General features: G+C 69.5%; 10 protein-coding genes. 9 read left to right on the forward strand and 1 reads right to left on the reverse strand.

The window, feature by feature from the left end; translation table 11 throughout:
- A partial coding sequence (locus GZ67_RS20760; protein WP_051662387.1) for a hypothetical protein occupies positions 1 to 1,048 on the forward strand: 1,048 nt, incomplete at its 5' end.
- A gap of 66 nt (positions 1,049 to 1,114) precedes the next feature.
- Positions 1,115 to 2,323, forward strand: coding sequence for a hypothetical protein (locus tag GZ67_RS0106435; protein WP_029261393.1), 1,209 nt, complete (start codon positions 1,115 to 1,117; stop codon positions 2,321 to 2,323).
- A 56-nt stretch (positions 2,324 to 2,379) separates the two neighbouring features.
- On the opposite strand, the gene GZ67_RS0106440 is transcribed toward GZ67_RS0106435, so the two are convergent.
- Positions 2,380 to 2,823 (reverse strand): hypothetical protein, encoded by a 444-nt coding sequence (locus GZ67_RS0106440; protein WP_029261394.1) that lies wholly within the window; start codon positions 2,821 to 2,823, stop codon positions 2,380 to 2,382.
- A 255-nt stretch (positions 2,824 to 3,078) separates the two neighbouring features.
- Between GZ67_RS0106440 and GZ67_RS0106445 the strand changes: the two genes are divergently transcribed.
- The 7 genes from GZ67_RS0106445 to GZ67_RS0106475 all read left to right on the forward strand — a co-directional run bounded on the left by GZ67_RS0106445 (position 3,079) and on the right by GZ67_RS0106475 (position 12,309).
- The gene (locus tag GZ67_RS0106445) at positions 3,079 to 4,254 is read left to right on the forward strand and encodes an ROK family transcriptional regulator (RefSeq protein WP_029261395.1); all 1,176 of its coding nucleotides are present in this window, start codon (positions 3,079 to 3,081) and stop codon (positions 4,252 to 4,254) included.
- An 82-nt stretch (positions 4,255 to 4,336) separates the two neighbouring features.
- Positions 4,337 to 5,824, forward strand: coding sequence for a M81 family metallopeptidase (locus GZ67_RS0106450; protein WP_029261396.1), 1,488 nt, complete (start codon positions 4,337 to 4,339; stop codon positions 5,822 to 5,824).
- A gap of 155 nt (positions 5,825 to 5,979) precedes the next feature.
- The gene (locus tag GZ67_RS0106455) at positions 5,980 to 7,788 is read left to right on the forward strand and encodes a peptide ABC transporter substrate-binding protein (RefSeq protein ID WP_029261397.1); all 1,809 of its coding nucleotides are present in this window, start codon (positions 5,980 to 5,982) and stop codon (positions 7,786 to 7,788) included.
- 12 nt (positions 7,789 to 7,800) lie between these two features.
- Positions 7,801 to 8,820, forward strand: a complete 1,020-nt coding sequence (locus tag GZ67_RS0106460; RefSeq protein ID WP_081859906.1) for an ABC transporter permease — start codon at positions 7,801 to 7,803, stop codon at positions 8,818 to 8,820.
- The gene (locus tag GZ67_RS0106465) at positions 8,817 to 9,695 is read left to right on the forward strand and encodes an ABC transporter permease (protein WP_231481714.1); all 879 of its coding nucleotides are present in this window, start codon (positions 8,817 to 8,819) and stop codon (positions 9,693 to 9,695) included. The genes GZ67_RS0106460 and GZ67_RS0106465 overlap by 4 nt, the downstream gene beginning before the upstream one ends.
- Positions 9,692 to 11,359 carry an ABC transporter ATP-binding protein gene (locus tag GZ67_RS0106470; protein ID WP_029261400.1) on the forward strand — a complete coding sequence of 556 codons (1,668 nt, stop codon included), beginning with the start codon at positions 9,692 to 9,694 and terminating at the stop codon, positions 11,357 to 11,359. The genes GZ67_RS0106465 and GZ67_RS0106470 overlap by 4 nt, the downstream gene beginning before the upstream one ends.
- A complete protein-coding gene (locus GZ67_RS0106475; protein WP_081859907.1) occupies positions 11,356 to 12,309 on the forward strand; it encodes an ROK family protein in 954 nt (317 codons plus the stop codon). Before GZ67_RS0106470 ends, GZ67_RS0106475 begins: the two co-directional genes overlap by 4 nt.
- The last annotated feature ends 94 nt before the right edge of the window (positions 12,310 to 12,403 follow it).

The following is a 12,403-nucleotide window of genomic DNA, read 5'->3' on the forward strand; positions in this document are numbered from 1 at the left end:
CGCGCTCGTGATCGCCGACGGGCGCGGCGAGCTCACGCTCCTCGACCTCGCCACCGAAGAGCGCTCGACCCTCGCGCCAGGCCGCAGCGGCATCGCCGGCCTCTTCGGGGACGGCCGTCTCGTCTACCGCGCGCACGATACGGAGGGCGGCACCGCGGTCGAGGTGTTCGACTCCGCGCGCTGGACCGTGCCGCACGGCGATCACACGCACTCCTTCCGGGGCGCCCCGCAGACGCTCGGAATCCTCGAGGGCGAGGGAGACGTCACGGTCGTCGCCGGGGAGCAGCGGGCGACCGTCGCCTTCGCGGGCGGAGAACTGGTCCTGCTCGCCCACGACGCCCTCGGCGAGGGGCTCGAAGTCGCCCCGCACGTGACTGCCGACACCTCCGGCCCCGTGGCGTTCCTCGCCGAACACCTGCTCGTGCCGACCGCCGGTGCCACGATCGAGCTGCTCGACCCCGCCGGCGACCGCGTCCCGGGTGTGGCAGTCCCGTGCACCGACCCCTCTGACGCCGACCTCACCCGCGTCGGCGCCGTCTTCTCCTGCGCTGAGGGAGCCGTGCTCTTCACCCGCGAGGTCGGCGGCACCATCGCCGCCGAGACCATCCCGTACCCCGTGAACGCCACCCCGACGAGCAGCCTCTCCGGCCGCGCCGACCGCCCCGACCTCGCCGGAGTCGCGGGCGAGCAGGGTGCCTGGCTACTCGACGTGCGGCAGCGGCAGTGGATGCTGCTGCCCTCCGATGTGCCGCTGTTGCAGGCTGCTGCCCTCGGCGACGACGACAGTCGCACGGTCGCGATCGATGCCGACGGTCGCGTCCGCGTGCTCGCCGCGGACGGCGCGGTGCTGGCCCGCACGGAACCGCTGCTGGCGGCATCCGTCGCCGACCCCGCCCTGCGCGACCGCGTGCAGCTGCTCGTCGATGCCCGGCACGCCTACGTGACCGACCCCGCGACCGGCGTCGTGTACGAGATCGACCACGGCGACGGCACCGTCACTCGGACCTTCGCCGACCTCGACCCCTGGTTCGTGCAGCAGGTCGGCTGAGCCCTCGACGACTCCGGTCGTCACCGCGCATCCCGCGCACCCACCCAGAAGAAAGAGAGACGATCCATGTCCCGACCCCGCAGCCGCCTCGCGATCGGCGCCCTCGGCGTGATCGCCGCCGTGGCGCTCGCCGGATGTGCGACCCCCGGGCCCGCCGCCGAGAACACCGCAGGCGCCGCACCGGAAGACCACCACGAAGGCGACACCCGCATCGCCGTGACCTACGACGGCGGTGTGCTCGTGCTCGACGGCGAGACCCTCGACACCATCGGGCAGGTCGAGCTCGGCGGCTTCCTGCGCGTCAACGGCGCCGGCGACCACGACGGGCACGTCTTCGTCACCGCGGAAGACGGGTTCCACGTGCTCGACTCCGGCCTGGCATCCGGCACCGTCGAGTTCACCGGCGAGTTGTTCGACGCCGAAGCCGCCGGACACGCGGTCCCGCATGCCGGACGCACGGCTCTGTTCGACGACGGCACCGGCGAGGTGCGGATCTTCGACACGGATGCCGTCGGCACCGGCACGCTTCCCGAGGTGGACACGATCACCTCGGAGGCCGCCCACCACGGTGTGGCGCTCGAGCTCGCCGACGGCAGCATCCTCTCGACGATCGGCACGGCCGACGCGCGCAGCGGAGTCCGTCACCTCGCGGCCGACGGTACCGAGCTCACGCGAAACGAGCAGTGCCCGAGCGTGCACGGCGAGGGCGCGCTCAAGGGCGAGGTCGTGATGTTCGGCTGCGAAGACGGCGTGCTGCTCTTCGACGGCGGCGCGTTCACCAAGATCGACGCCCCCGACGAGTTCGGTCGCACCGGCAACGCGTACGTGAGCGACACCAGCGCGATCGCCTTCGGCGATTACAAGACCGACCCCGACCAGGAGGGCTACCTGCTGTCGCAGCTCGCGCGCATCGACACCGCGACGCAGACGATGTCGATCGTCGACCTCCCCGAAGGTGTGGAGTACACCTGGCGCGGAGTCGGGCGCGACGGGCACGACAACGTCGTGGTGCTCGGGGCCGACGGCAGCCTGTCACTGCTCGACGAGTCAGGCGAGCTCGTCGACACCTGGGATGTGATCGATCCGTGGGAGAGCCCGACCGAGTGGCAGCAGCCGCACCCGGGCCTGCACGTGGTCGGCGACATCGCCTACGTGACCGAGCCGGCGAAGGACCGCATCCTCGCGGTCGACCTGCACACCGGTGAGGTGTCGGCCGAGGCGACCCTCGACGTCGTGCCGAACGAGTTCGTGGTGGTCGGCGCCGCCGGACACTGAGGGAGATCAGGAGGGCGGGTCCGTACGCACGGGCCCGCCCTCCTTTCGTGCCGGATTCAGTCCGACTCGATACTCAGCACCGTCGTCCGCATGCCGTCGGACTCGTACTGCACCGGCATCCCGGGGTGATCGATCGAGAACCAGAAGACGCCGTCGTCGGTGTCGTACCGGCGGCAGGTGAGCTGCCCGAGGGGTGTCGACAGTGTGACGGTCGACACGCTCGTCGTCCCCGCATCGAAGGCGGCATGTCCCTGCAGCTCGGCCCAGGTCACCCGGTTCGAGACGACTGCCTTCGGGTCTGCGGCGGCCCAGCGGTCGAGGGTCGCGCCCTCGTCGTCCGTGTCGCGGAAGCGGTTGACGTGTTCGCCCAGCGGGCCGTCGGGCCCCTCCAGGAGCAGCCGGATCAGCTTCCCCGATCCGATGGCATCGCGGATCTCGGCGGCGGTGAAGGGCGTCGGCAGGAGTCCGGGGCCGAGCAGGTACGGGTCGGGTTCGGTCATGCGTCCAGTCTGCGCCCTGGGCGGTCCGCACCGCCCCCACCCCTTCGCCGAGTCGAGTGCACGGCTTCGTGCCGAGTGCACGGCGCGTTCGCGTCAAGATCCCGTGCACGGGGCAGCATCCCGTGCACTCGGCGGGGGCGGGAGGCGAACCGGGAGTCGAACCGGGCGTCGGCGCGTGACGCGCAGGGGGTGACACTCCTCCAGTCCTGGGGCTATCTTTGTTTGACTACCGAAACAAGATGATTCGAGGACACCGTGGCGCCGGCTACCCAGACCGTACATTCCGAGGGTGAGATCTTCCGGCTGGTGCGCACCGGGGCGGCCCAGTCCCGCGCCGACCTCGCCCGCCTGACCGGGCTCTCGCCCTCGACAGTCGCGCTGCGCGTCGAAGAGTTGATCGCCCACGGCTACATCGAGGAGAACGGCGAGGGCGAGTCGCGCGGCGGCCGTCGCCCCCGCGTGCTCACGGTGAAAGCGGGCGGGAGTGTGGTCGCCGGAGTCGAGCTCGGCGAGCAGCACGCCACGGTGGCGCTGTTCGACCGTCGTGCCGAGGTCGTCGCCTCGACCGTCGCGCAGGTGTCGCTCCTCGACGGGGTCGAGAGCGTCGTGAACCAGGTGTGGGAGTGCGCGCGCACGCTCGCGAAGGACAACGGCGGCCTCACGGTCGAGGGCATCGCCATGAGCTTGCCCGGCCCCGTCGACTCGCGCACCTCGCGCCTGCTGGCGCCCATGCGCATGCCCGGTTGGAACGGCGTCGACGTGGGCGAGGTGCTCGGCTCGGTCACCGGGCTCCCGTTCCTCATCGACAACGACGCGAACGCCATGGCCGTCGGCGAGTTCATCGAACGCGGTGGCGAGCAGGAGCAGCTGGTCTTCGTGAAGGCGGGCAGCGGCATCGGCTGCGGCATCATCCTCGACGGTGCCGTCTACCGCGGGTACCGCGGGGTCGCCGGCGACATCAGCCACGTCGCCCTGCACAACGCCCCGCCCATCATCTGCTCGTGCGGTCGGGTCGGCTGCCTCGACGTGGTCGCCAGCGGTGCGGCGATCGTCGATGCGCTGCGCGAGTCCGGCGTCGCGGTGGAGACCCTCGACGACGTGCTCGCGCTCGCGCAGGACGCTCACCCCAAAGCCACCTCCGCGCTGCGCGAGGCCGGCGCGCGCACGGGCGAGGTGCTCGCCACGATCATCAACTTCTTCAACCCGCAGGCTCTCGCGCTCGGGGGGCGACTGGCCACGGCCGACGCGTTCGTCGCCGGCGTGCGACAGGCGCTCTTCACCCTCTGCCTGCCCATGTCGACGGATGCTCTCGAGATCGGCGTGAGCCGAGCCGGCGCGCTCGCCGGTGCGCGCGGTGTGGCCTGGGAGCTGCTGGAGCGGATGCTCGACCCGGCCAGGATCGACGAGGAACTGCGCACGACCGCCGCGTAGTAGCTTCGATTATCGGCTCAAGTTCGCGACCATGCGGAACAAGATGCTGATTTTGGTTCGAGGTCCGATCTAGACTCGGAGTATGACCGAGACGTCCCCGCTCCCGCGCATCGCCATCGCCGGCATGGCCATCGAGTCCAGCACCTTCTCGCCGCACCGCGCCGGTGAGCGCGACTTCCTGCGCGTGGAGGGTGAAGAGCTCATCACCCGCTACGACTCCCTGCGCGACGGCGACATGCGTGACCGCGCCGCGTGGCTGCCGGTCTACTACGCCCGATCGATCCCCGGCGGCGCCGTGCTGCGCGAGGTCTACGACAGCATCAAGGCGCGCATCTGCGACGGGCTGCGGGCCCTCGTGGCCGACGGCGAGAAGCTCGACGGCCTGTTCTTCGACATCCACGGGGCGATGAGCGTCGAAGGCATGGACGACGCCGAGGGCGACCTGATCACCGCGATCCGCGAGGTGATCGGCGCCGACGTCGTGGTGTCGGCGTCGATGGACCTGCACGGCAACGTGTCGCGCACCCTGATCGAGAACGTCGACATCATCACCTGCTACCGCCTGGCTCCGCACGAAGACACGTGGGAGACCCGCGACCGCGCGATCCGCAACCTCGTCGAGGCGCTCGAGAGCGGCGTCACCCCGCGCCGCGCCTGGGTGCGCGTGCCCATCCTGCTCCCCGGTGAGAAGACCAGCACCCGCGTGGAGCCGGCGAAGAGCCTGTACGCCCGCATCCCCGAGATCGAGGCGCGCCCCGGCGTCACCGACGCCGCGATCTGGATCGGCTATGCCTGGGCCGACGAGCCGCGCTGCCACGCGACCGTGGTCGTGACCGGCACCGACGACGCGGCGACCGCGCGTGCGGCGGAGGAGCTCGGTCGCGCGTTCTGGGATGTGCGCGACGACTTCGAGTTCGTGGGCCCTCCCGGAACCCTCGACGAGGGTGTCGCGGCCGGCCTCGCCGCCACCGACACCCCGTACTTCATCAGCGACTCGGGCGACAATCCTGGCGCCGGCGGCACGGGCGACGTCACCTGGACCCTCGCGCAGCTGCTGCAGAAGCCCGAGCTCACCGCCGACGACGCCCCGGTCACGCTGTGCGGCTCGGTTTTCGACAAGGGGGCGCTCGACGTCCTGCGCGGTCACGCCGTGGGCGAGCGGGTGTCGGTCGAGGTCGGCGCGCGCGTCGACAGCGGCCCGCACGGACCGGTCCTCGTCGAGGGCGTGCTGCACAGCCTGCACGAGGGCGATGTGGATGCCGGCGGTATCGCGGTCATCCGCGTCGGTGGCCTGCACGTGATCGTCACGGAGTTCCGCAAGGCGTACCACGACGTTTCCGACTTCGCCTCGATCGGACTCGACCCGGTCGCCGCGCAGATCGTCGTCACCAAGATCGGCTACCTCGAGCCCGAGCTGTACGCGATCATGCGCGGCTGGACGCTCGCTCTCACTCCGGGCGGGGTGGATCAGGACCTCGAGCGGCTCGGTCACCACCGCATCCAGCGCCCGATGCATCCGTTCGACGCGTTCGATGAGGTGCCGGATCTCGCGGCCGAGATGGTCGGCTGACACGCTTCCGCCGCTTTTCGCCGCAATCGAAGAAAGTTAGTTACTTAAACGTAACAAGACCGTCTTCTGCCCTGAACTTAGTTCGGGCATGATTCAAAGTACGTCATAAATCGGACGAACGCCTTGGTTGCGAGGCGTTGAACAAGGAGGTTTACATGCGATCTCAGTCGCTGCGCCGCCGGCTGCTCGCCCCCCTGGGTGCGCTCGCCGTCGCGACGCTCGCCCTCACCGCCTGCCAGGCCGGCGCCACGGGCGACACCGGCTCGGGCGAGAAGGACACCGTCAGCTTCGCGCTGCAGGTCGGCACCGGACCCAACTGGATCCTGCCGATCTCGTCGCCCGACAAGATGGCCACGCACAACAGCGCCATCAAGGCGACCATGTGGCCGCGCCTGTTCGAGTACAACGGCGTCGACGGCGAGATGGGCTGGGACGAGCTGGCCTCCGCCGCCAAGTCCTACGAATTCTCCGAGGACCGCAAGACCATCACCATCACGCTGAACGACCTCGACTGGTCGGACGGCGAGCCCGTCACCTCGCGCGACGTGGAGTTCTGGTACAACCTGGTGCGCTTCAACGGCGAGAAGACCGGTGGTTACTCCGCCGGCCTGATGCCCGACAACATCACCGAGTTCACCACCATCGACGACAAGACGTTCTCGCTGACGATGGACAAGGTCTACAACGAGGAGTTCCTCCTCGGCAACCAGCTCAGCCTCATCTACCCGATGCCGCAGCACGTCTGGGACAAGACCAGCGCTGACGGCGAGATCGGCGACCATGACCGCGACCAGGCCGGTGCGACCGCGGTGCTCGACTACCTCTTCTCCGAGGCCGAGGACATGAAGACCTACGCCACCAACGACCTGTGGAAGACCGTCGCCGGTCCCTACACGGTCAAGAGCTGGTCGGACTCGGGCCTGGTGGAACTCACCGCCAACAAGGAGTACACCGGCGAGGACAAGCCGAGCATCGAGAACGTCGAGTTCCTGCCGTTCACGTCGGCCGACGCCGAGATGAACGTCGTGCGCTCGGGTGACGTCGACTACGGCTACGTCACGAGCTCGCAGCTCACGAACGAGAAGCAGTTCACCGACCTCGGCTACAGCATCGAGCCGTGGGCCGGCTGGTCGATCACGTACATGCCGTACAACTTCGCCAACCCGGAGAAGGGCTCCTTCTACAAGCAGCTCTACGTGCGCCAGGCACTGCAGCACGCCATCGACCAGGAGACCATCTCCGAGGTCGTCTGGCACGGTGCCGCGACTCCCGACTACGGTCCCATCCCGCAGACCGCGGACTCCAGCGGACTGTCCGACGTGCAGAAGGACAACCCGTACCCGTTCGACCTGAAGAAGGCCGAGAAGCTGTTCACCGACAACGGCTGGGTCAAGGGATCCGACGGCACGCTCGAGTGCGCCGAAGCCGGCGCGGCCGAGGGCCAGTGCGGCGAGGGCATCGCCGCGGGTGACAAGGCGGAGATCGTCGTCACCACGCAGAACGGCTCGCAGGAGACCGACAACATGATGGCGGAGATCCAGTCGTCGCTCGGCAAGATCGGCGTCAAGATGACGATCGACTCCAAGCCGCTCGACACCGTCCTCACGCAGGCACAGGAGTGCAAGACCGGCAGCTCGTGCACGTGGGAGCTCGTCTTCTTCGGCACCGCGGGCAGCTGGTACTTCCCGCCGTACGCCACGGGTGAGCGCGTCTTCGCGAAGGACACCAAGTGGAACGCCGGACAGTACGACAACCCCGAGGCCGAGGAGCTCGTCCAGGCGATGGCCTTCTCGACCGACCCCGAGATCGCGAAGAAGTACTCCGAGTACCTCGCCACCGACCTCCCGGTCATGTGGATGCCGAACCCGGTGTACCAGGTCTCCGTCGTCCGTGACGGACTCGACATCGCCCACCAGGACCCGGGCGCGTCGTTCCTTCCCCAGCGTTGGTCCTGGACCAAGTAACGAGCAGGTGACATGAGCGTGGTGGAAGCAGCGCAGAACGCGCAGCAGAAGAAGGAGAGGGCCGGCGGCCCGCGGTTCTGGTGGTACCTGTTGCGACGGGTCGGCCAGGGCGGGATCGTCATCCTCATCGTGACGCTGATCGTGTTCGCGCTGCTCCACCTCGCGATGCCGCAGGGGCCGGCCGCCGGCATCCTCGGCATGCAGGCATCGCAGGAGCAGATCGACGCCTTCAACAAGGAGAACGGCTTCGATCTGCCCCTGTGGCAGCAGTACTTCAACTTCCTGCTGCAGCTCGTGCAGGGAGACCTGGGCGACTCGTTCAAACTGAACCGACCGGTGGCGGATGCCATCGGCCAGCGTCTTCCGAAGACGCTGATCCTGGCCCTCATCTCGATGCTCTTCGCACTGATCATCGCGATCCCGATGGGCATCTTCCAGGCCGTGCGCCGCGGCAAGGCCGCGGACTACGCGCTGACCACCTGGAACTTCATCGTCTACTCGACGCCGTCGTTCTTCCTCGGCCTGATCCTCGTGATCGTGTTCGCCCAGTGGCTGCGGCTCGTGCCCGCCCAGGCGCCGCAGGGTGAGACCGTCGGCGACGTGCTGGCGAACCCAGCCGGCCTCGTGCTGCCGGTGCTCACCGCGGCGCTCGGCATCATCGCGACGTTCTCGCGGTACATGCGCTCCGCCACGATCGACAACCTCTCCGAGGACTACGTCCGCACCGCCAGGGCGAAGGGCACCTCGGTGCCCGTGGTGATCACCCGCCACGTGGTGCGCAACTCCCTGACCCCCGTGATCGCCATGCTCGGCTACTACCTGCCGGTCATGTTCGGCGGCATGATCGTCGTCGAATCGCTCTTCAACTACCCCGGCATGGGCCTGCTGTTCTGGACCTCGGCGCAGACCTCCGACTACCCCGTGCTGATCGGCTGCATCCTGGTGATCGCGCTCGCGACGGTCATCGGATCGCTCCTCGCCGACATCATCCAGGCGCTGCTCGATCCGCGCACCCGAGAGGAGCTCTCGTGAGCACCACGACCATCGTGATGCGCACGCTGACCCCGCGTCAGCGGGGCACGCGCCGCTTCCTGCAGAACAAGCTCGCGGTCTTCGGCATCGTGACCATCGTGCTGTTCCTGCTCTTCTGCTTCCTGGGTCCGCTGATCCACCCGACGGATCAGATCCACACCGACCTGCGCAGCACGATGCTGCCGCCGGGGAGCCCCGGCCACCCGCTCGGCACCGACGACGTCGGCTACGACGTGCTCGGACGGCTCATGGTCGGCGGGCAGATCTCGATCCTGATCGGCCTCGCCGCCGGCATCCTCGCCACCGTCATCGGCACCCTCTGGGGAGCGATCGCCGGCTACGTCGGCGGCGCCGTCGACACCGTGATGATGCGCGTCGTCGACGCCGGCATCGCGATCCCCGCGACCTTCCTGCTGCTGATCCTCTCGGCGATCCTGCGCCCGAGCGTCCCGCTGATGATCTGCGTGATCGGCCTGGTCTCCTGGCTCGTCCCGGCTCGTCTCGTGCGCGCCGAATCGATCTCGCTGAAGTCGCGCGAATATGTGCTGGCCCTGCGGGCGATGGGTGGCACGCACTCCCGCGCCGTGCTCAAGCACATCGTCCCCAACACCGTCGGCACGATCGTCGTGAACGCCACCTTCCAGGTCGCCGACGCCATCCTGCTCGTCGCCTACATCTCGTTCCTCGGGATGGGGCTGCAGAAGCCGGCGACCGACTGGGGCGCCATGCTCACCAGCGGCATCACCTACACGTACGCGGGTGCCTGGTGGTTGATCTTCCCCGCCGGGTTCTGCATCGTGCTGACCGTCTGCGCCTTCAACAGCATCGGCGACGGCCTGCGCGACTTCTTCGACGTGAAGGGGCGTGCCGCATGAGCGACGCACTGCTGGAGATCTCCGACCTCACGGTCACGTTCCGCACCGAAGACGCGTCGGTCGAGGCCGTGAAGGGCATCGACCTCGAGGTTCGCCCCGGCGAAGTGCTGGCGCTGGTGGGCGAGTCTGGTTCGGGCAAGTCCGTCACGGCCATGGCCATCCTGAAGCTGCTGCCGCGCTCGGCCACGGTCACCGGGTCGATCCGGCTCGCCGGGCGCGAGCTCCTGCCGCTCGCGGAAGCCGAGATGAACGCCGTGCGCGGCGCCGAGATCTCGATGGTGTTCCAGGAGCCGATGACCGCGCTCAACCCGAGCATGCGGATCGGCGACCAGATCACCGAGGCCATTCTCAACCACCGCGCCATCTCCAAGGCGGAGGCGTGGGAGCGTGCGGTCGAGATGCTCCGGCGCGTGGGCATCCCCGAGCCCGCCCGTCGGGCGAAGAGCTACCCGCACGAGCTGTCCGGTGGGCAGCGTCAGCGCGTGGTCATCGCGATCGCCCTCGCCTGCGAGCCGCAGCTGATCATCGCCGACGAGCCGACGACCGCACTCGACGTGACCGTGCAGGCCGAGATCCTCGACCTGATCCGCGGTCTCGCGGCCGAGTCGGGGACCGCGTTCCTGCTCGTCACACACAACATGGGCGTCGTCGCCGACATCGCCGACCGGGTCGCGGTGATGTTCCGCGGCACCATGGTCGAGGTGGGCGACACCCGCACGGTGCTCACCGCGCCGCGCGAGGACTACACGAAGAAGCTGCTCAGCGCCGTGCCGTCGCTGCCCGACCTCGCGAGCGTGATCGAACGGGAGCCCGAGACCGAGGTTCCCGCCGCGGTGCTCGAGCTGGATGCCGCGAGCGTCACCTACCGCCGTGGCGGACGACCGTTCCTCGCGCTCGACGGCGTGAGCCTGCGCATCGCCCCGGGCGAGATCCTGGGCCTCGTCGGCGAATCCGGATCGGGCAAGTCGACTCTCGGGCGCGCGGCACTGGGACTCCTGCCCCTGTCGAGCGGTGGGATCACCCTGTTCGGCGAGAAGGTCGGACGCGGTGGCGTCTCCGGGCGTCGGGAGCGCGCGCTGCGCGGTCGCGTCGGCGCGATCTTCCAGGACCCGGGTTCCAGCCTCGATCCGCGCATGACGGTCGGAGAGGCCATCGCCGAGCCCCTGCTCGTGCAGCGTCGACGCTTCCCGACTTCGGCGAGCACACGCCGCACCCGCGTGGCCGAGCTGCTCGACGCCGTCGAGCTGCCCACGAACTACGCCTCGCGCTACCCGCACGAGCTCTCCGGAGGGCAGCGTCAGCGCATCGGTCTCGCCCGCGCCATCGCTCTGGAACCGGAGCTGATCATCGCCGACGAGCCCACCTCGGCGCTCGACGTCTCGGTGCAGGCGGCCGTGCTCGAGGTGCTGCGCACCCTGCAGGAGAAGATGCACTTCGCGTGCCTCTTCATCAGCCACGACCTCGCCGTGGTGCACGAGATCTCCGACCGGGTCGCCGTGATGCTCAAGGGCGAGATCGTCGAGACGGGCTCCGCCGACGACGTGCTCCTGGCTCCGCAGCATCCGTACAGCCGACGGCTGCTGGCCTCGGTACCGGTTCCCGATCCCGACAAGCAGGCGCTGCGGCGGGAGGCCCGTGCGGCCGCCCGGGTGATGGCCCCGTGACCGGGGGAGAGCCGACCCGATCGACCCTTGTGCACGGTGCGGGCCCTGTCGTGCTCGGGCTCGACGTCGGCGGATCGAGCGTCAAGCACCTGCTCGCGCCGGCGCGCATCTCGCTGGACGCACCGCCGACGCCCCTCGCCCGCGGCCGTCACGCGACGCCCAAGGACGCACCCGTGGACGGGCTCGCCGCCATCGCGAACTCGCTCCGGGGTGATGCCGACCTCGAACGCGTGGTGCTGTCGATCCCCGGATTGGTCGACGAGGCGGAAGGAGTGGTCGTGCGCTCGACCAACATCCCCGCGCTCGACGGCCGCCCGCTCGGCGCACAGCTCAGCGCGGAACTCGGCATCCCGGTCGACGTCATCAACGACGGTCACGCCGCCGCGGTCGCCGAGGCCTCGTGGGGCGCGGGCGCCGGTGTGGACGACGTCTTCGTGCTCGCGCTGGGCACCGGGATCGCGGGCGCACACGTGGCGCACGGACAGGTCGTCCCCGGAGCGCACGGCTCAGCCGGCGAACTCGGACACATCACGATCGAACCCGACGGCAGCATCTGCTCGTGCGGACGCCGCGGCTGCCTGGAAACCATCATCGGCGCGCCCGCCCTGCGGCGGGCGTGGGCCGCGGTCGGCGGAAAGGGCGGTCCGGAGGGGCTGCTGGCGGCGAGCAGCAGCGGCGATGCCGTGGCCACCGCGATCGTGGAACGGGCGTCGTCGGCGCTCGCAGAGGCGATCCTCACCCTGTGCGCCCTCGTCGATCCGGGGTGCATCGTGATCGGCGGCGGCCTCGCGCAGGCGCCGCATCAGCTCGTGACGCTCGCGGCGCGCTACGTCGGCGAGCGCGCCTCGTTCCACCGGGTTCCGCCCATCGTGCCGGCCACGCTCGGCGAGTGGGCCGGGGCGAACGGCGCCGTGCTGACCGCGCTCCGTCGCCAGCGCGCCCTCGTCTGACGCGGCGCATTCCGCGTGCGCGTCGCATCATGTCGCGCCGCGTCTTCCGCCGCCTCGCGTCATGCCGAGTGCACGGGATGCTGGCGAGTGCACG

The organism is Microbacterium sp. Cr-K20 (assembly GCF_000708325.1).
GTDB lineage: Bacteria > Actinomycetota > Actinomycetes > Actinomycetales > Microbacteriaceae > Microbacterium.

Excerpts from the sequence above, each read along its gene's own strand:
- GZ67_RS0106435 (WP_029261393.1), top strand. The coding sequence starts at position 1,115 with ATGTCCCGACCCCGCAGCCGCCTCGCGATCGGCGCCCTCGGCGTGATC.
- GZ67_RS0106440 (WP_029261394.1), bottom strand. The coding sequence starts at position 2,823 with ATGACCGAACCCGACCCGTACCTGCTCGGCCCCGGACTCCTGCCGACG.
- GZ67_RS0106450 (WP_029261396.1), top strand. The coding sequence starts at position 4,337 with ATGACCGAGACGTCCCCGCTCCCGCGCATCGCCATCGCCGGCATGGCC.
- GZ67_RS0106455 (WP_029261397.1), top strand. The coding sequence starts at position 5,980 with ATGCGATCTCAGTCGCTGCGCCGCCGGCTGCTCGCCCCCCTGGGTGCG.
- GZ67_RS0106460 (WP_081859906.1), top strand. The coding sequence starts at position 7,801 with ATGAGCGTGGTGGAAGCAGCGCAGAACGCGCAGCAGAAGAAGGAGAGG.
- GZ67_RS0106470 (WP_029261400.1), top strand. The coding sequence starts at position 9,692 with ATGAGCGACGCACTGCTGGAGATCTCCGACCTCACGGTCACGTTCCGC.